The 24,768-nt window shown below is 61.8% G+C and carries 20 protein-coding genes; 13 read left to right on the top strand and 7 right to left on the bottom strand.

The genetic code is table 11. The features are described 5' to 3' along the window. Nucleotides 1-114: 114 nt before the first annotated feature. Entirely contained in the window at nt 115-1,191 is a 1,077-nt protein-coding gene (locus M8Q45_RS07155; protein WP_249874108.1) for a diguanylate cyclase, read from the top strand. Between the two features lie 75 nt (nt 1,192-1,266). Continuing rightward, a complete protein-coding gene (locus M8Q45_RS07160; RefSeq protein ID WP_249874109.1) occupies nt 1,267-2,505 on the top strand; it encodes a M20/M25/M40 family metallo-hydrolase in 1,239 nt (412 codons plus the stop codon). A gap of 176 nt (nt 2,506-2,681) precedes the next feature. Here the strand turns inward: M8Q45_RS07160 and M8Q45_RS07165 are convergent, their stop codons facing one another. From M8Q45_RS07165 to xthA, 3 genes are all read right to left on the bottom strand, one after another. Beyond that, a complete protein-coding gene (locus tag M8Q45_RS07165; protein ID WP_249874110.1) occupies nt 2,682-3,020 on the bottom strand; it encodes a DUF6124 family protein in 339 nt (112 codons plus the stop codon). Nucleotides 3,021-3,510: 490 nt separating this feature from the next. Further along, nucleotides 3,511-4,845, bottom strand: a complete 1,335-nt coding sequence (locus M8Q45_RS07170; RefSeq protein ID WP_249874111.1) for a substrate-binding domain-containing protein — start codon at nt 4,843-4,845, stop codon at nt 3,511-3,513. 223 nt (nt 4,846-5,068) lie between these two features. Further along, nucleotides 5,069-5,881 carry an exodeoxyribonuclease III gene (xthA, locus tag M8Q45_RS07175; protein WP_249874112.1) on the bottom strand — a complete coding sequence of 271 codons (813 nt, stop codon included), beginning with the start codon at nt 5,879-5,881 and terminating at the stop codon, nt 5,069-5,071. A 296-nt stretch (nt 5,882-6,177) separates the two neighbouring features. Between xthA and M8Q45_RS07180 the strand changes: the two genes are divergently transcribed. The 7 genes from M8Q45_RS07180 to M8Q45_RS07210 all read left to right on the top strand — a co-directional run bounded on the left by M8Q45_RS07180 (nt 6,178) and on the right by M8Q45_RS07210 (nt 17,469). Then, complete coding sequence (locus tag M8Q45_RS07180; protein WP_249874113.1) at nt 6,178-6,828, top strand: GNAT family N-acetyltransferase; 651 nt, start codon at nt 6,178-6,180, stop codon at nt 6,826-6,828. 65 nt (nt 6,829-6,893) lie between these two features. Beyond that, nucleotides 6,894-8,621, top strand: a complete 1,728-nt coding sequence (locus tag M8Q45_RS07185; protein ID WP_249874114.1) for an autotransporter assembly complex protein TamA — start codon at nt 6,894-6,896, stop codon at nt 8,619-8,621. Beyond that, nucleotides 8,618-12,304: a translocation/assembly module TamB domain-containing protein gene (locus tag M8Q45_RS07190; RefSeq protein WP_249874115.1), complete on the top strand. Its 3,687-nt coding sequence runs from the start codon at nt 8,618-8,620 to the stop codon at nt 12,302-12,304. Before M8Q45_RS07185 ends, M8Q45_RS07190 begins: the two co-directional genes overlap by 4 nt. 250 nt (nt 12,305-12,554) lie before the next feature. Continuing rightward, nucleotides 12,555-13,028 carry a MarR family winged helix-turn-helix transcriptional regulator gene (locus tag M8Q45_RS07195; protein ID WP_249874116.1) on the top strand — a complete coding sequence of 158 codons (474 nt, stop codon included), beginning with the start codon at nt 12,555-12,557 and terminating at the stop codon, nt 13,026-13,028. Then, nucleotides 13,025-14,494, top strand: a complete 1,470-nt coding sequence (locus tag M8Q45_RS07200; RefSeq protein ID WP_249874117.1) for an efflux transporter outer membrane subunit — start codon at nt 13,025-13,027, stop codon at nt 14,492-14,494. Before M8Q45_RS07195 ends, M8Q45_RS07200 begins: the two co-directional genes overlap by 4 nt. 15 nt (nt 14,495-14,509) lie before the next feature. Then, a complete protein-coding gene (locus M8Q45_RS07205; protein ID WP_249874118.1) occupies nt 14,510-15,706 on the top strand; it encodes an HlyD family secretion protein in 1,197 nt (398 codons plus the stop codon). Nucleotides 15,707-15,939: 233 nt separating this feature from the next. Further along, nucleotides 15,940-17,469: a DHA2 family efflux MFS transporter permease subunit gene (locus tag M8Q45_RS07210; protein ID WP_249874119.1), complete on the top strand. Its 1,530-nt coding sequence runs from the start codon at nt 15,940-15,942 to the stop codon at nt 17,467-17,469. Nucleotides 17,470-17,579: 110 nt separating this feature from the next. Here the strand turns inward: M8Q45_RS07210 and M8Q45_RS07215 are convergent, their stop codons facing one another. Together M8Q45_RS07215 and M8Q45_RS07220 are read right to left on the bottom strand one after the other, a co-directional pair. After that, nucleotides 17,580-18,347 (bottom strand): UDP-2,3-diacylglucosamine diphosphatase, encoded by a 768-nt coding sequence (locus tag M8Q45_RS07215; protein ID WP_249874120.1) that lies wholly within the window; start codon nt 18,345-18,347, stop codon nt 17,580-17,582. Further along, entirely contained in the window at nt 18,344-18,850 is a 507-nt protein-coding gene (locus tag M8Q45_RS07220; RefSeq protein WP_249877281.1) for a peptidylprolyl isomerase, read from the bottom strand. Before M8Q45_RS07220 ends, M8Q45_RS07215 begins: the two co-directional genes overlap by 4 nt. A 249-nt stretch (nt 18,851-19,099) precedes the next feature. On the opposite strand from M8Q45_RS07220, the gene M8Q45_RS07225 reads away from it, so the two are divergent. The 3 genes from M8Q45_RS07225 (at nt 19,100) to M8Q45_RS07235 (ending at nt 22,857) form a co-directional block, all read left to right on the top strand. Beyond that, nucleotides 19,100-20,797, top strand: coding sequence for a glutamine--tRNA ligase/YqeY domain fusion protein (locus tag M8Q45_RS07225; protein ID WP_249874121.1), 1,698 nt, complete (start codon nt 19,100-19,102; stop codon nt 20,795-20,797). Nucleotides 20,798-20,818: 21 nt separating this feature from the next. Continuing rightward, nucleotides 20,819-22,201 carry a cysteine--tRNA ligase gene (gene cysS, locus M8Q45_RS07230; protein ID WP_249874122.1) on the top strand — a complete coding sequence of 461 codons (1,383 nt, stop codon included), beginning with the start codon at nt 20,819-20,821 and terminating at the stop codon, nt 22,199-22,201. Between the two features lie 200 nt (nt 22,202-22,401). Further along, nucleotides 22,402-22,857 (top strand): DUF2214 family protein, encoded by a 456-nt coding sequence (locus M8Q45_RS07235; protein WP_249874123.1) that lies wholly within the window; start codon nt 22,402-22,404, stop codon nt 22,855-22,857. 192 nt (nt 22,858-23,049) lie between these two features. Here M8Q45_RS07235 and csrA read toward each other — a convergent pair whose 3' ends face one another. After that, complete coding sequence (gene csrA / locus M8Q45_RS07240) at nt 23,050-23,244, bottom strand: carbon storage regulator CsrA (RefSeq protein WP_003179932.1); 195 nt, start codon at nt 23,242-23,244, stop codon at nt 23,050-23,052. Nucleotides 23,245-23,648: 404 nt separating this feature from the next. Here csrA and M8Q45_RS07245 point away from each other — a divergent pair, with 404 nt between their 5' ends. Next, nucleotides 23,649-24,014 carry an SPOR domain-containing protein gene (locus tag M8Q45_RS07245; RefSeq protein WP_249874124.1) on the top strand — a complete coding sequence of 122 codons (366 nt, stop codon included), beginning with the start codon at nt 23,649-23,651 and terminating at the stop codon, nt 24,012-24,014. Between the two features lie 61 nt (nt 24,015-24,075). Here the strand turns inward: M8Q45_RS07245 and M8Q45_RS07250 are convergent, their stop codons facing one another. Beyond that, complete coding sequence (locus M8Q45_RS07250; protein WP_030142118.1) at nt 24,076-24,765, bottom strand: endonuclease; 690 nt, start codon at nt 24,763-24,765, stop codon at nt 24,076-24,078. Nucleotides 24,766-24,768: the final 3 nt, after the last annotated feature.

Below are 24,768 nucleotides of genomic sequence, written 5' to 3' on the forward strand. Positions count from 1 at the left end.
TTCGTCCGGTGGGATAAATACCCCTGTATGGAGTAATGGCTATTTGACGCCACCCTGATAGACTCCCAACAACCCCATCCCGGTGATCGGGAGACCTGCGGTGCAGAGGCCTCTATGCATAAGACGGGAAAAAAGGGACTTTCGCTGGCCAGGAGGCTGTACACATCACGCATCCTCGGCCTGACCCTGGGGTTGCTCGTGGTGAGCGTCGCCGTCCAGCCTCTCGACCCGGCGCCCTGGGTCTGGGGCTTCATGCTGTTCAACGGCTTGCTCTGGCCGCACGTGTCCTATCAATGGGCCCGTCGCTCGGCGGTGCCGTATCACGCCGAACACCGCAACCTGCTGATCGATGCCTTTCTCGGCGGCTTCTGGGTCGCCGCGATGCAATTCAATCCGCTACCCACGGCCGTCACCCTGGCGATGATGGCCATGAACAATGTCGCCATCGGCGGCCTGCGTTTCCTGCTGGTTGGGGCCGCGGCCCAAACGGCAGGCATTGCGGTGGGCAGTGTGATTTTCCCGTTGGCCAGCGTGCCCATGACCAGCCCTGCACAGCTTTATGCCTGTCTGCCGCTGCTGTGCCTGTACCCACTGGCGCTGGGCTGGATCTGTTTTCGCCAGGCCTACACCCTCGGCCGGCAAAAGCGAGAATTGCTGGCCTTGAGTCGCACCGACAGCCTCACTGGGTTACTCAACCATGGCGCCTGGAAAGATCGACTCAACGAAGAATTCCAGCGCTGCCTGCGTCATCCATCGGACGGAACCCAGGGCGCGATCGCGCTGATCGATATCGACCATTTCAAGACCATCAACGACACCTACGGCCACGGTGCCGGCGACGTTGTGCTGCGCCAGCTCGGCAAGCTGCTCAGGCAAAACCTGCGGGCTGCCGACATTGTCGGGCGCTACGGTGGCGACGAGTTTTGCGTGATCCTGCCGGACCTGACCTTGCACAACGCGGTGCAGGCCATGGACGGTTTGCGCGAGCGCTTTGCCACGCTCGCCTATGAGCAGGATCCGGCCTTGAAAGTCAGCCTGAGCATTGGCCTGGCGGCGTTCAACCCGGCTTATGGCGATGCCACTGCATGGCTCAACGACGCTGACCAGATGCTCTACGAGGCCAAGACGGGCGGGCGTAATCGGCTTGTCTGCCAGCGACATCGACCGGTGTTGGAGACGTCGACGGTCTAGAGCGTTGGCGTTTTGTCGGGTAGGGTGCCCTTGACTCCCTCAAGGGTACTTTCCCGACGAAACAAGGATGAACTCATGACCGTTATCGCTCGTCGCTCCCGTCTGGCCGTCAGTCTTGGCCTGAGCCTGGCCCTCAGTGCCTTGGCGCCTGCTGCTTTTGCCCAACCCCATCAGCAAGTGCTGGCCGATGCCGAGCAGTACAAGGGCGAGGCCCTGAAACTGCTGGAACGGCTGGTCAACATCGACTCCGGCTCCGGCTATGTGCCGGGGCTGACCCAGGTCGGCGACATCGCCATCGACGAATTGCAGAAGCTCGGGGCGACCATCGAGAAGGTGCCGAATTCGGACGGCACTCAGCATGTCCTGGCGACATTCAAGGGCACCGGCAAGGCGAAGATCCTGCTGATGGCCCACATGGACACGGTGTTCAAGGAAGGCTCCGCCGCCGAGCGACCTTTTCATATCAAGGATGGCCGGGCCTACGGGCCGGGGGTGATGGACGACAAGGGTGGCATTGTCGCCGGCATCTATGCGTTGAAAGTGCTGAAGAACCTGGACTTCAAGAATTACGCGCAGATCACGTTCCTGCTCGACGCCAGCGAAGAAACCGGCTCGGACGTCGCCACCGACCTGATCAAGAAAACCGCCAAGGCCCATGATGTAACCCTCAATCTCGAGCCGGGGCGTCCGGCTGACGGTTTGGTGGTGTGGCGCAAGGGCAGCGCAACGGCGCTGGTGGAGGTCAAGGGCAAGGCGGCCCACGCGGGCGTGGCGCCGGAGCTGGGGCGCAACGCGGCGATGGAGGCGGCGCACCAGATTCTGCAACTGGGCAAGCTCGGCGACGCGGAGAAGAAAACCACCATCAACTTCACCGTGCTCAAGGCGGGTGACCGGACCAACGTGATTCCCGACCAGGCCACGGCGAAGGCCGACGTGAGGGCGGCGGTGCCAGAAGAATTCGATCGCATCGAAAAAGACCTCGCGCGAGTCTCGAAGGATAAATTGATCACCGACACTGAAGTCACCACCAGCTTGCAGCGCGGTTTGCCGCCGATGCCACAGACGAAGGAGTCGGATCGATTGATGGCCATGGCCCAGGGTATCTACGGCGAACTGGGGCGCAAACTCACCGAAGAAGGCAGTGGCGGGGCGGCGGACGCCAGCCTGTCTGCCGGGGTTGGCACGCCGACGCTGGATGGCTTTGGCATCGTCGGCGGCAATATCCATACACCCGAGGAATATGCCGAGGTCGAAAGCGTGGTGCCGCGAATCTATTTGCTCTCGCGGATGATCATGGAATTGGCGGGGCGGTAGCTGTCCACTCCCGGACCCCAAAAATCCTTGTGGCGAGGGGATTTATCCCCGCTGGGCTGCGAAGCAGTCCCAAAACCAAGTGGCGCGGTACACCAGATAAACCCCGCCAGCAGGGTTGCGACTGCTCCGCAGCCGAGCGGGGATAAATCCCCTCGCCACAACAGGGTTGTCCTCGACTAGCGTGGGTCGACGTTATCCAGCGCGCGATTCGCCAGCAACCCGCTCAGTTCGATCAATTGCAGGATGCCCAGGGCGACGTGCCGGCGCGAGCCGTCCAGGTCGAAGGCCAGGTCATTGATCATGGCGTTGGCCGAGGCCAGGGTTTCGCTGAGGTTGGCGAGCAGGGCTTCGGTGTCGATGCCGTTGATGAGGGTGAAGAGCTGGCCTGGGTCGGTTTTCGGCTTGCTGGATTTGGGTTTCAGGTAGTAATCGAGGGCGCGGTCTGCCGCCGCTTTGTCGAGTGCTGGTGAGTCGGCTGGATCGTTGTCCGGCGGGTTTGGGGTTGCTTTGAACATGATGAAACTCCTTGGTAATGGGAGCCGCAACCCTTTGCTACCAAACATTGGGTGGCGGCTATACGCAGGTTGGTAGACCGGGTACCAAGGCAAACCCAGCGCGCCAAGAGGCGCCCCGCGCACAGCCGCCATAATAAATATGCCGGAGCTGTGCGCCTTAGTTTTACCCGGGCTACCAAACCCGATCGCTGATTTTCAGCGACCGAGCAACAATAAGGCCCGCCCCCAAGGCGCACAAGCCGGCGGATTCTGGCGTAGTTGTAGGCAATGGCGCAAGAAGAGGGCGTTCGTTCCTACGCCGAGAATATCGAGATAAACATCAGCGCTTTTGTGGCGAGGGGATTTATCCCCGCTGGGCTGCGCAGCAGCCCTAAAACAGTGAACTCAATTTAATGGCACACCGAGTTGGCTGGTTTGGGGGCCGCTGCGCAGCCCAACGGGGATAAATCCCCTCGCCACATGACCGGGTTCGCTTTGATTGCGTAACTTTCTAGTAAACCCAAACCTCCACCCGCCGATTGCGAACCCGTCCTTCATCTTCACTGTTGGCCGCCACCGGCATCAACGCGCCGAAACCGCGCACCTCACGCAACGCCACGCCGAATTTGACCAATTCACGCCGCACCGCCATCGCTCGCAGTTTGGACAGCAGGTCGGCCCGCGCCGGATCATCCTTGGCGTCACCAAAACCCACCAGGGTCACGCGCCGGTCGGCCTTGCCATGCTGCTTGATGTAGTCGAGTACGCGACCCAGGTCCTGATGCGCCTTGTTGTCGAGAGTGGCGCTGCCTTCTTCGAAACGAAAATTCACCGTCAGGCGCTGGGCATGGCGGCTGAGGGCTTGATAACCCTCGGGCATCAAGGCGTTGGGGGTGACGGACATCGCCTGGACGGTCTGGGCGATGAAGCCGTTGGCCGCGACGATGGCCTGGCCCTGTTCACTTTGGGTGAAGTCCACCAGCGCCTCGGCCCACGGATTGGTCTGCAAGGGCGGTAAATAGAAGAACAAACGCCGGGACAGGGGATAGTCCTCGGTGGCGATCAGGTGGTTCAGCGGCAACATGGGTTGGGAGTCACCATCGACAATCGCCAGAGGTTTCGCCTGGCGCACATAGGGCAGGCCGATGAAACCGATGCCTTGCGGGTCTTGGCTGACAGCATCCGACAGTTGATCGCTGGATTCGAAGCGTCTGGCCGTAGGACCCAGCTTTTTTCCTTGTCGGCTGAGTACCAGTTCCTTGAAGGTGTCATAGGTGCCGGACTGCTCATCCCGGGCATACAGATGAATCGGGCCACCGACGCCACCCACCGCTTCCCAGGTCTTTACCTCGCCGCTGAAGATGCGTGCCAGTTGCACGGTGTCGAGCTGGCGCAATGGGTTTTGTGGGTGAAGGATAATCGCCAGGCCGTCGATGGCGATGACTTGCTCGGCGGCAGGACTTTTCAGGTCCCCCAGCGGCATCAGTTCTTTCAGTTCGCTGTCCTTGATCGGCCGGGAGGAGGCAGCCAGGTCCGCGCTGGATTGCTTGAGCGCGGCGAAACCGGTGCTGGACCCATGGGCCGCAATGTCGATTGCCACACGGCGTCCATCGGCGGTCTGGCCGACGATGCGCTGTTCATTGTCGCGACCGGTGATTTCTCTACTGACCTTGAGCAGGCCCTGGTTTTCCATCAGCCCGCGGACCAGGGCTGGCCCCAACGCCGCGCCGATGGTGTTGGAGCCCTGGAGGCGCAGGGCAGGGCCGTGATCAGGAATGGGCAAGCGGTCCGCCCATGCGGCGCACGGCAGCCAGAAGCCGAGGAAAAACACAACGCACAGCCGCATGCCGGCACCTTCTGACCTTGGGAAGTGCCGGAAGATTAAGTCAGTCGCGTTACTGAAAGATGACAGGGGTGCGACGCCGGCGAATAACCGGCGCGGCAACTGTGGGAGCGAGCTTGCTCGCGATGACGGCAGCACAGTCAGTATTGATGTGGCAGATAAACCGCTATCGCGAGCAAGCTCGCTCCCACAGGGGATCTCTTACAGAGAACCTGAAGGTTTGGATTCAGCTCAATTCCAACCAGATCGGCGCATGGTCCGACGGCTTTTCCATGCCTCGCAGTTCATAGTCCACGTCCGCGTCCTTGACCCGTGGCAGCAGGCCGTGGGACGCCAGGATCAGGTCAATGCGCAGGCCGCGCTTGGGTTCGTCTTCGAAACCGCGGCTGCGGTAGTCGAACCAGCTGAAGCGGTCGGTCACGTCCGGGTTCAGGTGGCGGAAGCTGTCCACCAGGCCCCAATTCTTCAGGCGCGCCATCCACTCGCGCTCTTCGGGCAGGAAGCTGCATTTGCCGGTCTTGAGCCAGCGCTTCATGTTGTCCGGGCCGATGCCGATGTCGCAGTCTTCCGGGGAAATGTTCACGTCGCCCATCACCACGACCGGCTGGTCGTTGCTGAAGCGGGTTTCCAGCAATTGCTGCAGATCGCTGTAGAAACGCTCCTTGGCCGGGAACTTGGTCGGGTGATCGCGGCTTTCACCTTGGGGGAAATAACCGTTCATGATGGTCACCGGCACACCGTTGGCATCGGCAAACGTGCCCCAGATGAAACGCCGCTGCGCATCTTCGTCGTCCGTCTCGAAGCCTTTGTGCAGGGTCAATGGCGCTTGGCGCGAGAGGAGGGCGACGCCGTAGTGGCCTTTCTGGCCGTGGTAATGCACGTGATAACCCAGGGCTTGCACCTCGGCCAGCGGGAACTGTTCGTCGTGGACCTTGGTTTCCTGCAACCCGATCACGTCCGGCTGGTGCTTGTCGATCAGTGCCGCCAACTGATGGGGACGGGCTCGCAGGCCGTTGATGTTGAAGGAGACGATCTTCATGGTCGGCTGTCCTGGCAAAACTGCGATGCTAGCTGACATGTGGGAACGGGGCCAGCGTGGCAGTACGACAAATGCACTGCTAATGTCCTGTGGTGAGGAGATTTCCCCGTTCGGCTTTGTAGGCGCTGGCGAAGCCTGCGATCTTTTGATCTTTTGATCCTTCGCTTGAGATTCGGGTGTCAGGGGAAAGATCGCAGCCTCGTTGCACTCGGCAGCTCCTACGCAGCTCCTACGCAGTTCCTACGCAGTTCCTACAGGGCTCATTGCCAAGCCTCGCCTCCAGGAGATCCAGCACCATGCCTGAAACTGCAACCGCCATCGCTGATATCCATATGCTCGACAGCGGCTATTCCCGCGAAGCACGTTCGTTGTTGTACCAGGCCTATCGTCATGAGCCGACCTTCAGCTACCTGTTCGAGTCCGAGCGGCCCGGCTATGAACAGCGGGTACGGGCGACCGTGCGCGAGCTGGTCAAGCAGCATTTCCTCCAGGAGCTGCCGGCGATCGGCCTGCTGGTCAACGACCGCCTGATCGGCATCGCCCTGATCGCCCCGCCGCAACGCCGGCTGGGCATCACTGAAAGCTGGGCCTGGCGCCTGCGCATGGTCTTGAGCACGGGGTTCCGTTGTACCCGACGGTACCTGGAGTACCACGCCGCGGTGCTGGCCTGCCTGCCTTCGGACGCGGTGCACGTATTGCCACTGCTGGGGGTTCATCCGCAATTCCAGGGTAAACACTACGGCGAACAGTTGCTCGAGGCGGTGCACAACTGGTGTGCCGTGGACGAGCATTCCCAAGGCGTGGTGCTGGACACTGGAAATCCGCGTTATCTCGAATTTTATAAACGCCAGGGTTATGAGGAAATTGGCGAAATTGCGGTAGGACCGATCCGCGAGCATGTTTTCTTTCATGCGAACCCGCAGGTCCTGCAGAGCGCGACGGCTTAGTCGCACGAACTTTTGGGAATCGTCTGGCTCTATCAGGCTCCCAACCTCGTGATAGCATCCGCGCCATGAATTTCCCAGGACGAATGACCGGTGGCGCGCTCTTGCTGTCCCTCAGCTGCGTGGCGCTGGCACAAAGTGAATTGGATGTGCGGGTCAAACCGTCCAATGACGAACTCAAGGCCAACGTAGAAGGCTACATCGGTGGCGTGGGTGATCGTGACGAAGAGGCGTTGCTGCGCTTCAGTCGCGGCGCCGAGGAGCAGGCGCGCAAAGCGGCCCAGGCGTTGGGCTATTACCAGCCGCAGATCGACAGCGAGGTCACGACGGGCAAGGCGCCGCGCCTGATCCTGACCATCGACCCCGGCGAGCCGGTGCACTTGCGCAATGTCACGATCCGCATCGAAGGCCCGGCGGCGTCGCTCAAGGGCTTCCGCGTGCCAGGCAATGCGGGCCTCAAGCCAGGCGCGGTGCTCAATCATGGTCGCTATGAAGACGCCAAGCGAACGATCCTGAACCAGGCCTCGCGCTATGGTTTTTTCAGTGGGCGATTCGTCAGCCAGACCTTGCGCGTGGACCCGCAGGCCGGCATTGCCGACATCGAGTTGATCTACGACAGCGGCCCGCGCTACGCCCTGGGCCCGGTCAGTTTTGAAGGCGACACACCCTTCGACGAGGACCTGCTGCGACGCATGGTGCCGTTCAAGGCCGGCGCGCCCTACGACTCCGAGCTCATTGCCGAACTCAACCAGGCCTTGCAATCGAGCGGCTATTTCGAGGGTGTTCGGGTCGATGCGGCACCCACCGCGGCTACCGATAATGTCATTCCAGTCGCGGTTAAGCTCGACACCCGCAAGCCGCGCACCATGGGCCTGGGGCTGGGCTTTTCCACCGACGTCGGGCCACGGGCCAAGGCCAACTGGACGCGCCACTGGGTCAATCCGCAAGGGCACAGCTACGGCTGGGAAGCGGAAGTCTCGGCGCCCCGGCAAAATGTCGGCCTCTGGTACGACGTGCCGCTGGACCCGCCGTTGACCGACAAGCTGCGCTACGCCGGTGGTTATCAATATGAAGAACTGGCCGGTACCGACACCCTCAGCAAGCTGCTGACCGTGGGGCCCGAATGGCACAGCAAGTTGCCCAGCGGCTGGCAGCGGGTGGTGTCGCTCAAGTGGCAGCGCGAGGAGTACCGCCTCGGCGACGATGCGGGCTTGAGCACGTTGCTGATGCCGGGCGTCAGCTATTCGTACCTGCGCAGCGATAACCGTATCGACCCGCACCATGGCTATCGCCTGCAATTCGACACCAAGGTCGCCAAGGAAGGGCTGGGCTCGGACAACAACCTTCTATACGGCACCGCCATGGTCAAGGGCCTGACCACGGTGTTCGACAAGCATCGTTTCCTGGCTCGGGCCCAGATCGGCGGCAGCGCTACCAATGGCTACAAGTCCATTCCACCGTCCCTGCGGTTTTTCGCCGGTGGCGACCAGAGCGTGCGCGGCTACGACTACCAGAGCCTGTCGCCGGAGAACTCCGAAGGTGATCGCATCGGCGGGCGCTACATGGTGGCCGGCAGCCTCGAATATCAATATTCGGTTGCCGAAAAATGGCGGGTGGCGACCTTCGTTGATCAGGGCAACTCTTTCAACAGCCTCGACCTGCCGAGCCTCAAGACCGGCGTGGGCATCGGCGTGCGCTGGGTGTCGCCGGTCGGCCCGATCCGCCTCGACCTGGCCCACGCGCTGGACGACGAGGGCGGCATTCGATTGCACTTTTCCATGGGGCCAGAGTTGTGAATCGCGGTTTGAAAGTCACCTTGCTGGCGCTCGGCGGGCTGCTGGTGACCATTGCACTGGTCTTGAGCATCCTGCTGGGCACGGCGTTTGGCAGCCGCTGGGCCCTCGGCCTGGTGCCGGGTCTGACGGTGGAGAATTTCCAGGGGCGGTTGGGCGGCCAATGGAGCGCCGACCGGGTGCTGTGGCAGCAGGACGCCAGCCGGGTGGAGCTCGACCAGCCGATAGTCGCCTGGTCGCCGTCGTGCCTGTTGCGCATGACCTTGTGCATCGATCAGCTCAAGGCCGACACCATCGCCTTGCAACTGCCGGCCTCTTCCGATGAGCCGAGCAGCGGTCCGATCAGCCTGCCGGACCTGGACTTGCCATTGGCGATCGAGCTGGGCGATGTCCAGGTGGGCAGCCTGTCATTCAACGGCACGGAGCAGCTCAAGGGTTTGCAACTGGCGGCGCACTGGACTGCAGAAGGTTTGCAGATCGACTCGGTGCAGCTCCAGCGCGACGAACTGAGCCTGAAGTTGTCCGGCCTGTTGCGGCCGCGTGGGGACTGGCCGCTGAGTGCTGCGGGCCGGTTGACGCTGCCGGCGCCGGGTGCGACGCCTTGGGCGCTGGATTTGAAAGTCGACGGCGATCTGCTCAAGACCCTTGATCTCACTGCTGACAGCAGCGGTTATCTGCAAGGCCGCCTGGCCGGCGAACTGCAACCCCTGGCGGACAACCTGCCAGCCAAGGTGCGCATCACCGCCGACGGCTTCAGGGCCAGCGCCGGGTTGCCGGACACATTGCTGCTTGATCAGTTGGAGTTGACCGGCGAAGGCGACCTGAAAAGTGGCTACCAGCTGCTTGGCAAAGCGACCCTTCCCGCCGAAAAAGGACCGGTGGCGTTGCTGTTGCAAGGCAAGGTGGACGCCAACGGTGCGCAGATCGCTGGCCTCGATCTGGAGGCGGGCGAGCGGCAAAGCCTCAAGCTCAGCGGGCAAGTGGATTGGCGCGAAGGCCTGAGTGCCGAAGCGAAAGTCGCGTGGCTGGATTTTCCCTGGCATCGCCTCTATCCGCTGATCGACGAACCGCAGGTCACGCTGCGCAGTTTCAATGGCGAGGTCTCGTACACCGATGGCCAATACCTCGGCAACTTCCAGGCGGCGTTGGACGGTCCGGCCGGGGCATTCAGCCTGGACAGCCCGTTCAGCGGCGACCTGACGCAGATCCATTTGCCACAGCTCAAGCTCGTCGCCGGGCAGGGCAAGGCCGAAGGGCACTTGAGCCTGCAATTTGCCGACGGCATTGCCTGGGATACGGCGCTGCAATTGTCGGCCATCAACCCGGCGTATTGGCTCGGCGAGCTGCCCGGGACCCTGGCCGGGCCGTTGCGCAGCAAGGGAACGATGAAAAACGAGCGCCTCGAGCTCGACGCGGACCTGGACCTCAAGGGCAAGCTGCGCGGTCAGCCGGCGCTGTTCCAGGCCAAGGCCAGTGGCGCGGGCGAACAATGGAACGTCGGCGCACTGGACATTCGTCTGGGCGACAACCGCATCAACGGCACGGGCAGCCTGCAGCAGAAACTGACAGGGCAGATCGATATCAAGCTCTTGCGCCTGGCCCAGCTCTGGCCGCAATTGCGTGGCCAAGTCAGCGGCCGCGTCGATCTCGCCGGCACGCTGAAGGCACCGCAAGGCAAGCTCGACTTGCAAGGCACGCAACTGGCCTTCCAGGACAACCGCCTGCAAAGCCTGAACCTGGACGCGACGCTCGACAGTGCGCAGCGGGGCAAGGTCGACCTGAAGGCGAGCGGCATCCGGGCCGGCGAAACATCACTGGGCGTGTTGACGGTCAGCGGCCAGGGCGACATCAAGCAACAGAAGCTCAACGTCGACCTGCAGGGGCCGCAGTTGGAAACCGCCTTGGCCCTCAACGGTTCGCTCGACCAAGGCAACTGGCGCGGACGCCTCGCCAGCGGCGACGTGCAGGTCGGCGGACAGACCTGGCGCTTGCAGGCACCGGCGAAGCTGGAGCGCCTGGCCAACGGGACGCTGAACTTCGGTGCCCACTGCTGGCGATCCGGCCAGGCCAGCCTCTGCGGGGAAGATCAGCGATTGATGCCGGAGCCAAAGCTGCGTTATCACCTCAAGCAATTCCCCATCGAAAGCCTGGCCCAGTGGATGCCCAAGGATTTTGGCTGGCGCGGACAGCTCAACGCCGACCTGCAACTGGACCTGCCAGCCAGCGGCCCGAATGGCCGAGTGTCGGTGGATGCCAGCGGCGGTACGCTACGGATTCGAGATAAAGAGCAGGGCAAGGGGCAATGGCTGGATTTCCCCTACCAGACCCTGACGCTCAGCAGCCGCCTGACGCCCACGCGCATCGATACGGACGTCAATTTCGTCGGTGCGAGGCTGGGTGAGCTGACGCTCCAGGCGCGGATCAATCCGTTGCCGGCCAGCAAACCTTTGAGCGGCTCCTTCCGACTCAATGGCCTGGACCTGTCGGTGGCCCGGCCGTTCGTGCCGATGGTGGAAACCCTGACCGGCCATTTGAATGGCAGCGGCACGCTGTCCGGTGGATTGCTCGCGCCCCAGGTCAACGGCAACCTGGTGCTCAGCGACGGCGAAGTGTCCGGCCCGGAACTGCCGATCAGCCTCGAAGCCCTGCGACTGCGAGCCATGATCGCCGGTGATACGGTACGGCTCGATGGCGCCTGGAAAAGTGGCAAGAGCGGGCAGGGCAGCTTGACCGGAAGCATCGGCTGGGGCGAGGCCCTGACCATGGACCTGGCCCTCAAGGGCTCGCAACTGCCGGTCACCGTTGAACCTTATGCAGTGCTGGACGTGGCGCCGGACCTGAACATCACGATGCAGGGCGAGCGCCTTTCGATTGCCGGCAAGGTTCTGGTGCCCAAGGGCGAGATCACCGTTCGCGAGCTGCCGCCGTCCACGGTCAAAGTGTCGGATGACACAGTGATCGTTGGCCACCAGACCGAAGAGGGCAAGGCACCGATTGCGATGGCGATGGACATCGATGTCATTGTCGGCCAGGAAAAGCTCGCCTTCTCGGGTTTCGGCCTGACCGCCAACGTACAAGGGCAGGTGCATATCGGCGACAACATGGACACGCGCGGCGAACTCTGGCTCAACGACGGAAAATACCGGGCCTACGGACAACGCCTGACGGTACGCCGGGCGCGATTGTTGTTCGCCGGACCGATCGACCAGCCGTACCTGGACATCGAGGCGATCCGCCAGACCGACGATGTGATCGCGGGTATTCGGTTGAGCGGCAGCGCCGAGCAACCGACCACGCAGATCTTCTCGGAGCCGGCGATGAGCCAGGAGCAGGCGTTGTCCTACCTGGTGCTGGGGCGGCCGTTGAGCACCACCGGCGAGGACAACAACATGCTCGCCCAGGCAGCGCTGGGCCTGGGCTTGATGGGCAGCGCCGGCGTGACCACCAGCCTGGCCAACAACCTGGGGATCGAAGATTTCCAGCTCGACACCCAGGGCAGTGGCAACGACACCAGCGTGGTCGCCAGTGGCAACCTGTCGGAAAGACTCAGCCTGCGCTATGGCGTGGGTGTGTTCGAGCCGGCCAATACCATCGCGTTGCGCTACAAGCTGAGCAAGAAGGTCTACCTCGAAGCCGCCAGCGGCGTCGCCAGTTCGCTGGATATCTTCTACAAGCGCGATTTCTGATCCCTTCCCAAAAAACAAAATCCCCTTGTGGGAGCGAGCTTGCTCGCGATAGCGCCATCAGATTCAGCATCTTCGTTGACTGATACACCGCTATCGCGAGCAAGCTCGCCCCCACATTGGGTCACCGATTTTCTTCCAACATCATACGTAGCTAACTAACTATTTGTTTGACATTTGCTGCCTAAGCAGTAATATCTCGACATACATTCACTGCCTAGGCAGCAAACCGTCTTCCGACAACGGTATTCAGATGAAACATTTCACCCCAGGCGACTTCCACAACTGCCAACTCGGCATGCTGCTCGGCCGTGCCGCGCTGCTCAAGGATCGGATCATCGACACCCACATGGAGCCCGTCGGCATTACCGCCGCGCAGTTCAAGGTGTTGATCATCATGGCCCAGCACGGCATCGACACTCCGGTCGAGCTGTGCCGGTACCTGTCCCTGGACAGCGGCTCGATGACTCGAATGCTCGATCGCCTGGAGCAGAAAGGCTTCCTCGCCCGCCAACGCTCGGCAGAGGATCGGCGCCAAGTGCAATTGGTGCTGACCGAAGCCGGCCAGGCTCTTGCCGATCGCCTGCCGTTCATTGGCGCCGACGCGATGAATCAGCTGGCCAGTGCCATCAGCCGCGAGGAGCTGCAAACCCTCGAAGACATCCTCAAGAAAATACTGCTCGCCGCCGGTGACCCCATCACCGTTTTGCGATTGGGGGAAAAATGAAGCATCAAACCTTGCGTACCCGCTTGAGCCTGGTGCTGCTGGCCATGAGCCTCGCCGGTTGTGCCAGCTACAGCGGCCTGAAGACCGAAGGGGTCAGCCTCGAAGCCAAGAGCCTCCAGGCGGGACAGTCCCTGACTGGCGTCAAGCTGTCTCCAGCCTCGTGGCCGAAAAGCGACTGGTGGAAAAGCCTCGGCGACCCACAACTCGATGGCCTGATCCGCGAAGCGCTGCACGACAGCCCGGACATGCAGATCGCCAGCGCCCGGGTCCACCAGGCCAGTGCCGCCGCCTATGCCGCCAACGCCGCACGCCTGCCGACCCTGGACGCCAGCGGCAGCGTCAGCCGTTCACGCCTGGCTCGCGACCAGGATCCGCAAGGGCAGGGCGGTGCCTACAGCACGTTGCGGTCGCTGAGCATGGATTTCAATTACAACTTCGACCTCTGGGGCGGCCAGCGCGCCGCCTGGGAAGCCGCCCTCGGCCAGGCCCGCGCCGCCGAGATCGACCGCCAGGCCGCGCAACTGACCCTGGCCGCCGACGTGGCCCGGGCCTATAGCGACCTGGGCCAGGCCCACATCATCCATGACTTGGCCAGCGAAGACCTCAAGCGCACGCGGCAAATGCTCGACCTGGGCAAGCGTCGTCTCGGCGCCGGGATCGACAGCCAGTATCAGTTCCAGCAGACCGAAAGCCTGGAAGCGAGCGCCGATGCAACGTTGATCGACGCGGAGAAACGTTTGCAGAGCGCCAAGATCGCCTTGGCGGTGTTGCTGGGCAAAGGGCCGGATCGTGGCAACGAAATCGCCCGGCCCAACGTACTGCAGGCCAGCGCCGTCGCCTTGCCATCGAATCTGCCGGCCGAATTGCTGGGCCGTCGTCCGGACCTGGTCGCGGCGCGGTGGCGGGTCGAGGCGGCGAGCAAGAATATCGAAGCCGGCAAGACCCATTTCTACCCCAACCTCAACTTGAGCGCGGCGGCCGGGGTCCAATCGCTGTTGGGTGATGCGATGTTCGGCTCGGCCAGTCGTTTCTTCAATGTGGCGCCGACGGTGTCGCTGCCGATTTTCGACGGCGGACGCCTGCGGGCCGACCTCGATGCCCGGGACGCCGACTACGACCTGGCGGTGGCGCAATACAACAAGAGCCTGGTCGCGGCCCTTGGCGATGTCAGCGACACCATCAACCAGTTGCGTGACATCGGTCGGCAGATCGGCGCCCAGCAACATGCCGTGGATATCGCACAAAGCTCCTATGACACCGTGGTCCAGCGCTATGGCTCCGGCATCGGCAATTACCTGGACGTGCTGAGCATCGAGCAGCAACTGCTCCAGGCCCAACGCCAACTGGCGACCCTCAATGCCGAGCAGATCGACCTGTCGATCCAACTGATGCAGACCCTGGGCGGTGGTTTCGAGACCCAAACCGTGGCTTCGGCCACACCGGCCGCCACCGCGCCGACTCACTGATTCGAGGTATTTGTCATGGCAACTGCCGAAACAACTCAACAAACCCCACAGGACGGCAGCAATCCGCGCAAGCGCAAGGTGATGCTGCTGGCCCTGGCCCTGATCGTCATTCTCGCCGGCGTGGGTGTCTGGGGCTGGCACGAACTGTATGGTCGCTGGAACGAAAGCACCGACGATGCCTACGTCAACGGCAACGTCGTGGAAATCACCCCGCAAGTCACCGGCACGGTGGTGAGCATTGGCGCCGATGACGGTGACCTGGTGCGCGAAGGCCAGGTGCTGGTGCAATTCGACCCGAACGATGCCGAAGTCGCGCTGCAAAGTGCCCAGGCCAACCTGGCCCGCACGGTGCGCCAGGTGCGCGGCTTGTACAGCAATGTCGATGGCATGAAAGCACAGGTGCATGCGCAAGAGGCCGAAGTGCAGAAGGCCCAGGAAAACTACAGCCGACGCAAGAACCTGGCGGCCGGCGGAGCGATCTCCCAGGAAGAACTGTCCCACGCCCGGGACGACCTGACCTCGGCGCAGAACGCCTTGGCCAACGCCCGGCAACAGCTCAAGACCACTAGCGCGTTGGTGGATGACACGGTGGTGTCGTCCCATCCCGACGTGCAAGCGGCGGCCGCGCAACTGCGCCAGGCCTATCTGTCCAACGCGCGCAGCACCTTGATCGCGCCAGTGACCGGTTATGTTGCCAAGCGCACCGTGCAGCTGGGGCAGCGAGTGCAGCCGGGCACGGCGTTGATGGCGGTGATCCCGCTGGATCAGTTGTGGATCGACGCCAACTTCAAGGAAACCCAACTGCGCGACATGCGCATCGGCCAGCCGGTGGACATCGAGGCTGACCTGTATGGCAGCGATGTGAAATACAGCGGTACGGTCGACAGCCTCGGCGCCGGCACCGGCAGTGCGTTTGCCTTGCTGCCCGCGCAGAACGCCACCGGTAACTGGATCAAGATCGTCCAGCGGGTGCCAGTGCGCATTCATATCAATGCCGAGGAGCTGACCAAGCATCCACTGCGGGTCGGCCTGTCGACTCAGGTCAACGTCAATCTGCATGACCAGAGCGGACCGGTACTGGCCCAGCAGCCACCGCAAAAAGCTTCGTTCAGCACCCAGGTCTACGACCGCCAGTTGGCCGATGCCGACGCGATGATCAGCCGTTTGATTCATGAGAACAGCGCGGCGACGAGCAATACCGCGCAGCGCTGAGGCAGCCCCCTCGAACCCTGTGGCGAGGGAGCTTGCTCCCGCTCGGCTCTGTAGGCGCTGGCCAAGCCTGCGATCGTTCGCTCCAGACTCAATTGGCAGTGGAAAGATCGCAGCCTCGCTTCGCTCGACAGCTCCTACAAACCCAACGGGAGCAAGCTCCCTCGCCACAGGGCGTCATTCCATTCCATCGGGGCGCCTGTAATTCGCCACCTCCGTTTCATAGGATTCTCGCAATGAGCAATAACGCGTCCTTCACGCCGCCCAGCCTGTTGCTCAGCACCGTTGGCTTGTCGCTGGCGACATTCATGCAGGTGCTCGACACCACCATCGCCAACGTCGCCTTGCCGACCATTTCCGGCAACCTGGGCGTGAGCTCGGAGCAGGGCACTTGGGTGATCACCTCGTTCGCCGTGAGCAACGCCATCGCGCTGCCGTTGACCGGATGGCTGAGCCGTCGCTTTGGCGAGGTGAAGCTGTTTTTGTGGGCGACGATGCTGTTCGTCCTGGCGTCGTTCCTGTGCGGGATATCCACCTCCATGCCAGAGCTGATCGGCTTCCGCGTGCTCCAGGGGCTGGTCGCCGGGCCGTTGTACCCGATGACCCAGACCCTGCTGATTGCGGTATACCCGCCGGCCAGGCGCGGCATGGCCCTGGCGTTGCTGGCGATGGTCACGGTGGTGGCGCCGATTGCCGGGCCGATCCTCGGCGGCTGGATCACCGACAGCTATAGCTGGCCGTGGATTTTCTTCATCAACGTACCCATCGGGATTTTCGCGGTGATGGTCGTGCGCCAGCAGCTCAAGGCGCGCCCCGTCGTCACCAGCCGCCAACCGATGGACTACGTCGGCTTGATCACGCTGATCATCGGCGTCGGTGCGTTGCAGGTGATTCTCGACAAGGGCAACGACCTGGATTGGTTCGAATCGAACTTCATCGTCATTGGCGCGCTGATTTCAGTCGTTGCCTTGGCGGTCTTCGTGATCTGGGAGATGACCGATGGACACCCAGTGGTCAACCTGCGGCTGTTTGCCTATCGCAACTTTCGCATCGGCACCATTGTGCTGGTGGGCGGTTACGCCGGGTTCTTCGGGATCAACCTGATCCTGCCGCAATGGTTGCAGACCCAGATGGGCTACACGGCCACCTGGGCCGGCCTGGCGGTGGCGCCGATCGGCATCCTGCCGGTGTTGATGTCGCCCTTTGTCGGCAAATACGCCCACAAGTTCGACCTGCGCCTGTTGGCCGGGCTGGCGTTCCTGGCGATCGGCCTGAGCTGCTTCATGCGCGCCGGGTTCACCAATGAAGTGGACTTCCAGCACATTGCCCTGGTGCAGTTGTTCATGGGCATTGGCGTGGCGCTGTTCTTCATGCCGACCCTGAGCATCCTGATGTCGGACCTGCCGCCGCACCAGATCGCCGATGGCGCGGGGCTGGCGACGTTCCTGCGCACCCTGGGCGGCAGCTTCGCCGCCTCCTTGACCACCTGGATCTGGATCCGTCGCGCCGACCAGCACCATGCGTACCTGAGCGAAAGCATCAGCACCTTCGAGCCGGCCACCCGCGAGACGATCCACCAACTCGGCGGCGCGAGCACGCCGGTCTATGCCCAGCTCGACCAGATCCTCACCAGCCAGGCGTACATGCTCTCCACCGTGGATTACTTCACGCTGCTGGGCTGGGCGTTCATGGGGTTGATTTTGCTGGTGTGGCTGGCGAAGCCGCCGTTTGCGGCGAAGGCGGGGCCTGCGGCCAGCGGTCATTGAAGCAACCTAAACCCTGTGGGAGCGAGCTTGCTCGCGATGGCGGATTCACGTTCAACATCACTGTCGGCTGATCCATCGCTATCGCGAGCAAGCTCGCTCCCACAAGGGATCTATATGCAGTCAGGGATTGTATCGGGTGCCGGAAGTTGCGGCGGCGGGGCAAACCCGAACGGCGCCAGCGCAAACCCCTGTTCATCCACCTGCAACGCCCAACCCTGCTTGTCCCAATCCCCCAGCACGATGCGCCGGGCGGCGTGTTCGCCCAGTTGCAGCTTGTGAATGGCGGGACGGTGGGTGTGGCCGTGGACCAGAGTCTTCACGCCGTATTGCTGCATGATCCGCGGGATCTCTTCTGGCGTGACGTCGACGATGTCGTTGGCTTTCATCCGCGTCTGGGTGCGGCTTTCGCTGCGCAGCTTGCGCGCCAGTTTCTGGCGACTGCCCAGTGGCAGGTGGCGCAGGATGAACAACGTGACCGGGTTGCGCAGCCAGCGGCGCATCTTCATGTAGCCGATATCCCGCGTACAGAGGCTGTCGCCGTGCATCAGCAACACCGGTTCACCGTTGAACGGCACGACACTCGGATCCTTGAGCAAGGTGCAGCCAGCCGCTTTGCAGAAAGCCTGCCCGAGCATGAAGTCACGATTGCCGTGCATGAGGAAAATGGCCGTGCCGCTGTCGCTCAATTCGCGCAGGGCCTGGCAGATGGAACGCTGGAACGGCGTCATGGCATCGTCGCCAATCCAGGCTTCGAAAAAGTCGCCCAGGATGTACAACGCTTGCGCCGAGCGGGCGCGTGTGGCGAGTAAATCCAGAAACGCCCGGGTGATGTCCGGGCGCTCCTCTTCCAGATGCAAATCTGAAATCAGCAATATCACGCTTCGATGATCTCGGCTTTCTCGATGATCACGTCTTCTGCCGGCACGTCCTGGTGGCCGGCCTTGGAGGTGGTGGACACGCCTTTGATCTTGTCGACCACGTCGGTGCCAGCGGTGACTTTACCGAATACCGCGTAGCCCCAGCCCTGGACGTTCTTGCCGCTGTGGTTCAGGAAGGTGTTGTCGGCCACGTTGATGAAGAACTGCGCGGAGGCCGAATGCGGCTCCATGGTGCGGGCCATGGCGACGGTGTACTTGTCGTTGGAAAGACCGTTGTCGGCTTCGTTCTGGATGCTTGGGCGCTTGTCTTTCTTTTCTTTCATGCCCGGCTCGAAACCGCCGCCCTGAATCATGAAGTTGCCGATGACGCGGTGGAAAACGGTGTTTTCGTAATGGCCGGCCTCGACGTACTCAAGGAAGTTCTTAACGGTGATCGGAGCCTTTTCGGCGTTCAATTCCAGGACGATGTCGCCATGGTTGGTGGTCAGTTTGACTTGGGTCATGATCACTACTCTTTCAAGGAATTCGTGGGTTTCGGGGGCGCGGACGCCCGCAACCGGTCTGGCAGCAATCGCCAGGTTGGGCAGTTTAGCGTGCCGGGCACGAATTTCGAGGCTGTTTTTCATCGGCTCATCGATTAAATTCAATCGTTTGCCGGCTCGGCCTGTCAGGTGCTTGACAGCATCGGCTATGATACGGGCTTTGATTTATCAGGCCGCACCCGGCCGCGCACTTGTACGTTCAAGGATCCTATGAGCAAGCCCACTGTCGACCCTACCTCGAATTCCAAGACCGGCCCGGCCGTGCCGGTCAATTTCCTGCGCCCGATCATCCAGGCGGACCTGGATTCGGGTAAGCACACGCAGATCGTCACCCGTTTCCCGCCGGAGCCCAACGGCTACCTGCACATCGGTCACGCCAAATCCATCTGCGTGAACTTCGGCCTGGCCGAGGAGTTCGGTGGCGTCACGCACTTGCGTTTCGATGACACCAACCCGGCCAAGGAAGACCAGGAATACATCGACGCGATCAAGAGCGACGTCAAGTGGCTGGGTTTCGAATGGGCCGGCGAAGTGCGCTACGCCTCGCAGTATTTCGACCAGTTGCATGATTGGGCGGTCGAGCTGATCAAGTCCGGCAACGCCTACGTGTGCGACCTGACCCCGGAGCAGGCCAAGGAATACCGTGGCAGCCTGACCGAGCCCGGCCGGAACAGCCCGTTCCGTGACCGCGGCGTGGAAGAGAACCTGGACCTGTTCGCCCGCATGCGCGCCGGTGAATTCCCGGACGGCGCCCGTGTGCTGCGCGCCAAGATCGACATGGCCTCGCCGAACATGAACTTGCGCGACCCGATCATGTACCGCATCCGTCATGCCCATCACCACCAGACGGGCGACAAGTGGTGCATCTACCCGAACTATGACTTCACCCACGGCCAGTCGGACGCCATCGAAGGCATCACGCATTCGATCTGCACCCTGGAATTCGAAAGCCATCGTCCGCTGTACGAATGGTTCCTGGAACACCTGCCGGTGCCGGCCAACCCGCGCCAGTACGAATTCAGCCGCCTGAACCTGAACTACACCATCACCAGCAAGCGCAAGCTCAAGCAACTGGTGGACGAGAAGCACGTCAGCGGCTGGGACGACCCGCGCATGTCGACGCTGTCGGGTTTCCGCCGTCGTGGCTACACGCCGAAGTCGATCCGCAATTTCTGCGAGATGATCGGCACCAACCGTTCCGACGGCGTGGTGGATTTCGGCATGCTGGAATTCAGCATCCGCGACGACCTCGACCACAGTGCGCCGCGCGCCATGTGCGTGTTGCGTCCGCTGAAAGTGGTCATCACCAATTACCCGGAAGGCCAGGTCGAGAACCTCGAGCTGCCGTGCCACCCGAAGGAAGACATGGGCGTGCGCGTCCTGCCGTTCGCCCGGGAAATCTACATTGACCGTGAAGATTTCATGGAAGAACCGCCAAAAGGCTACAAGCGCCTGGAGCCTGCCGGCGAAGTGCGCCTGCGCGGCAGCTACGTGATCCGCGCCGACGAAGCCATCAAGGATGCCGACGGCAACATCGTCGAGCTGCGTTGCTCCTACGACCCCGACACCCTGGGCAAGAACCCGGAAGGTCGCAAGGTCAAGGGCGTGATCCACTGGGTGCCGGCCGCCGCCAGCGTCGAGTGCGAAGTGCGCCTGTACGATCGCCTGTTCCGTTCGCCGAACCCGGAGAAGGCCGAAGACAGCGCCAGCTTCCTGGACAACATCAACCCTGACTCCCTGCAAGTACTCACTGGTTGTCGTGCCGAACCTTCGCTGGGCAACGCACAGCCGGAAGACCGTTTCCAGTTCGAGCGCGAAGGTTACTTCTGCGCGGATATCAAGGACTCGAAACCCGGTGCTCCGGTGTTCAACCGTACCGTGACCTTGCGCGATTCCTGGGGTCAGTGATCAAGTCTTAAGGGAAACCCCGTGCTTACGATCTACAACACGCTCACCAAGAGCAAAGAAGTCTTCAAGCCGCTGGATGGCAACAAGGTCCGCATGTACGTCTGCGGCATGACCGTGTACGACTACTGCCACATCGGCCATGGTCGCAGCATGGTCGCCTTCGACCTGGTGACCCGCTGGTTGCGGTTCAGTGGTTATGACCTGACCTACGTGCGCAACATCACCGACATCGAAGACAAGATCATCAACCGTGCCCGTGAAAACGGCGAGCCATACGATGCGCTGACCGAGCGCATGATCAAGGCCATGCACGAGGACGAGGCGCGCCTCAATATCCTCAAGCCGGACCTGGAGCCCCGTGCCACGGACCACATTCCAGGCATGCTGGCGATGATCCAGACCTTGATCGACAAGGGCTACGCCTACGCACCGGGCAATGGTGACGTGTACTACCGCGTCGCCAAGTTCATGGGCTACGGCAAGCTGTCGCGCAAGAAGATCGAAGACCTGCGCATCGGCGCGCGCATCGAAGTCGACGAGTCGAAGGAAGACCCGCTGGACTTCGTGCTCTGGAAAGGCGCCAAGCCGGGCGAGCCGAGCTGGGATTCGCCATGGGGCGCCGGGCGTCCGGGCTGGCACATCGAGTGCTCGGTGATGTCGACGTGCTGCCTGGGCGAGACCTTCGACATTCATGGCGGCGGCAGCGACCTGGAATTCCCGCACCACGAGAACGAAATCGCCCAGAGCGAGGCGGCCACCGGCAAGACCTACGCCAACGCATGGATGCATTGCGGCATGATCCGCATCAATGGCGAGAAGATGTCCAAGTCCTTGAACAACTTCTTCACCATCCGCGACGTGCTCGACAAGTACCACCCGGAAGTCGTGCGTTACCTGCTGGTGTCCAGTCACTACCGCAGCGCCATCAACTACTCGGAAGACAACCTCAAGGACGCCAAGGGCGCCCTCGAACGTTTCTACCACGCGTTGAAGGGCCTGCCCGCCGTGCCCCCTGCCGGTGGCGAAGCGTTCGTGGTGCGTTTCACCGAAGTGATGAACGACGACTTTGGTACGCCGGAAGCGTGCGCGGTGCTGTTCGAGATGGTGCGTGAGATCAACCGCCTGCGTGAGAGCGATCTTGATGCGGCGGCAGGCTTGGCCGCGCGCTTGAAGGAACTGGCCAGCGTGCTGGGTGTGTTGCAGCTCGAAGCCGATGACTTCCTGCAGGCTGGCGCCGAAGGCCGCGTGGACGCCGCCGAGGTTGACGCCTTGATCCAGGCGCGCCTGGCAGCGCGGGCCAACAAGGACTGGGCCGAATCCGACCGCATCCGCGACCAGCTCACCGCCATGGGCGTGGTGCTGGAAGACGGGAAGGGCGGGACGACCTGGCGATTGGCGGATTAAGATCTCTTAGAAGCGCAATGCCCACTGTGGGAGCGAGCTTGCTCGCGATGGCGGAGTGTCAGTCAGCATGTTTGTCTGCTGATATATCCCCATCGCGAGCAAGCTCGCTCCCACAGTTTTTTGCATTCCAACCTGGCAATCGATTAATTATGAGCTAGTACTGTCAGGTCAATTCGACATCCTCTGACAGGAGTCCTTCCATGCTCGCTCATTGGTCTCTCGCGGCCATCCATCTCCTGGCGTTCGCCCTCGGGTTCTGGGCGGTGCTGACCCGTGGCACGGCGTTGCGCCGCTTCGCAGGGGGCGCTGACGTGGTTCGCAATGTCCTGGTTGCGGACAACGTATGGGGGCTGTCAGCGTTGGTGTTGCTGGTAACGGGTGGGATGCGCGCTTTCGGCGGGTACGAAAAAGGCGCTGACTATTACCTGCATCAGCCGCTGTTTCATCTGAAGATGACGCTGTTCGTGGTGATCCTGTTGCTTGAAATCGCGCCGATGATCGCCCTGATCAAATGGCGGATAGCCCTCGGCAAAGGGGGCGCGATCGATCCGTCAAGGGCGGGGCGCTTTGCTCGGATCAGTCATTTGGAGGCGTTGCTGTTGATCCTGATGGTGATCGCCGCCACGGGGATGGCTCGCGGCGTGAGTTTGGGTTGACCGGCCACGAACGCCTGCTTCATCGCCATTAAAACGAAACGTCTGACAGCCATGCTACGAGGCAAGCCATTAATATCGGTTTCACGGCTGGACGAGGTCAAGACGGATGGGGCAGGGCGAGGCGCGGTCGATATGCATCTTTAGCCAGCCTTGCGGTGATGCAAGCGGGCTGGCTGCGGACTGCGGCAAGGCTCAGGGCGTTTGAGGCTTGTCCGGGGCGGTAAGGCCGGCCTGGATACGCTGATAAATCTCTTCACGATGCACTGCAACGTTTTTCGGGGCGTTGATGCCGATCCGGACTTGTTGGCCGCTTACGCCCAGAATGGTGATCGTGATGTCGTCACCAATGTTTATGCTTTCACCGACTTTGCGGGTGAGTATCAGCATGGTGTTCTCCTTGATAGCTTTATAGGGCACCTGATTCAGACAGTGCAGATGTCGGTACTGCTTATAGATTAGTGCTAAGTGTCACAATGTGGGTGCCTCTTTCTGACGTGCAGACGCAGCATTAATTCCCAGGGTGCGACTATACAGAGACGCCGGACAGGATTCTCGTGTTTTGCGTACTGTTTAGGCTTTGTATGAAAAGTTGCCGAGCGGCGATCAGGCAAGGCGAAAACAGGCGAGGAGCGGCCGGGGTCGCGTTCGACTTGACTGTCTGTCAATGAGCATCCAAGCCTGTTTTCAACGCAGCCTGATCGTCGCGCAGGCATTTTTCATACAAAACCTGGGGCGTTCCTGGTGAGAGTGGATGCTAAAATCCGCGCTTCATGTCTTGCGAGGGAATCGTTGTGCGTAAATTGGCTTGGGTTATCGCGGTACTGGCGCTGGCTGGATGTGGGGAAGGGCGCGACGTCGAGGCACCCAAGCCGAAAGCAGTGGCGAGCTCCACGCCGGCGGCCGCTGCGGCGCCGCAATGGGCGGTCGAGGTTCGCGGCGAGACTCCCCAGGCCGTCAGCGATCTCACCGGATGGCTGATCGAGCACAGCTTCATGTCCACTGTGGTCCGGGAAAATGGCAAGGATCGGGTTCTGGTCGGGCCGTTGGGCTCCGAGGCCGAGGCTCAAGCGAAGCAGGAGCAGATCACCGCTGCCCTGGTCCGCGCCAAGAAGCGCAACATCGAGACTCAGGTTGTGGGTTATCCGCCAGCACGATAAACAGGCGGACAAACAAAAGGCCCTGGACGCGCACGTCCGGGGCCTTTTGTTTTCCAAGTGTTCAGCCGCAGGCCTTCAGGTCCACCGGGCCGACGAATTCGTTTCCGCGACCCATCACGCACGCAACGCTCTGGTTGCGCTGGCGTTCCCAGGCCTGCACGGGATAGGTCTTGTCCCAGGCTTCATACAGGCTCCGGTCCTGTTTCGAAAGGCGCAGGCCGTACTGTTTGCTCATGTAGAAATACGTCCTGGCGATCATCCCCCGGATGGAAGGGCGGGGCATGACTTTCTTGGCCTTGAAATCCACTTGGGTCAGGCATGAGCCGTACTGACCCTTCTGCACCGGCAACCAACCGAAGCTGAAATTGCTGCGGTCGCCATTGACCTCGCCAATGCTGGGCACCAGGTTGTGAAGATCGGCCTCGGCCCGTTGGTACACCGGGTCGTAGCGCGTGCAGTTCTTGCGCCCGCCCTGTTGCCAGCATTGACGCTGATGGCCAATTTGCCAAGCCGGCACGATGTGCTCCCACTCGATGCGCGCGGCGCGACTGGCATTCTTGCGCGGCACATAACCGCAGGCCGCCAGGTTCACCCGATTGCCGGTGTATTTGCAGCCGCAGTAGAACTCGGTGGATTGCGGGGCGTAGAGTTTCCAGGCGACTTTCTTGGCTTCGTTGAAGGTGCGGGGAGCAGCGGCTTGCGCGCCCATGGCAACGAAGACGAGCGATAAAGCTAAACAGCGAACAATCATCAG

The organism is Pseudomonas sp. T1.Ur (assembly GCF_023516725.1).
Classification (GTDB): domain Bacteria; phylum Pseudomonadota; class Gammaproteobacteria; order Pseudomonadales; family Pseudomonadaceae; genus Aquipseudomonas; species Aquipseudomonas alvandae.

Coding starts and splice junctions, on each gene's coding strand:
- M8Q45_RS07155 (WP_249874108.1), top strand. CDS start 115: ATGCATAAGACGGGAAAAAAGGGACTTTCGCTGGCCAGGAGGCTGTAC.
- M8Q45_RS07160 (WP_249874109.1), top strand. CDS start 1,267: ATGACCGTTATCGCTCGTCGCTCCCGTCTGGCCGTCAGTCTTGGCCTG.
- M8Q45_RS07165 (WP_249874110.1), bottom strand. CDS start 3,020: ATGTTCAAAGCAACCCCAAACCCGCCGGACAACGATCCAGCCGACTCA.
- M8Q45_RS07170 (WP_249874111.1), bottom strand. CDS start 4,845: ATGCGGCTGTGCGTTGTGTTTTTCCTCGGCTTCTGGCTGCCGTGCGCC.
- xthA (WP_249874112.1), bottom strand. CDS start 5,881: ATGAAGATCGTCTCCTTCAACATCAACGGCCTGCGAGCCCGTCCCCAT.
- M8Q45_RS07180 (WP_249874113.1), top strand. CDS start 6,178: ATGCCTGAAACTGCAACCGCCATCGCTGATATCCATATGCTCGACAGC.
- M8Q45_RS07185 (WP_249874114.1), top strand. CDS start 6,894: ATGAATTTCCCAGGACGAATGACCGGTGGCGCGCTCTTGCTGTCCCTC.
- M8Q45_RS07195 (WP_249874116.1), top strand. CDS start 12,555: ATGAAACATTTCACCCCAGGCGACTTCCACAACTGCCAACTCGGCATG.
- M8Q45_RS07200 (WP_249874117.1), top strand. CDS start 13,025: ATGAAGCATCAAACCTTGCGTACCCGCTTGAGCCTGGTGCTGCTGGCC.
- M8Q45_RS07205 (WP_249874118.1), top strand. CDS start 14,510: ATGGCAACTGCCGAAACAACTCAACAAACCCCACAGGACGGCAGCAAT.
- M8Q45_RS07210 (WP_249874119.1), top strand. CDS start 15,940: ATGAGCAATAACGCGTCCTTCACGCCGCCCAGCCTGTTGCTCAGCACC.
- M8Q45_RS07220 (WP_249877281.1), bottom strand. CDS start 18,850: ATGACCCAAGTCAAACTGACCACCAACCATGGCGACATCGTCCTGGAA.
- M8Q45_RS07225 (WP_249874121.1), top strand. CDS start 19,100: ATGAGCAAGCCCACTGTCGACCCTACCTCGAATTCCAAGACCGGCCCG.
- M8Q45_RS07235 (WP_249874123.1), top strand. CDS start 22,402: ATGCTCGCTCATTGGTCTCTCGCGGCCATCCATCTCCTGGCGTTCGCC.
- csrA (WP_003179932.1), bottom strand. CDS start 23,244: ATGCTGATACTCACCCGCAAAGTCGGTGAAAGCATAAACATTGGTGAC.
- M8Q45_RS07250 (WP_030142118.1), bottom strand. CDS start 24,765: ATGATTGTTCGCTGTTTAGCTTTATCGCTCGTCTTCGTTGCCATGGGC.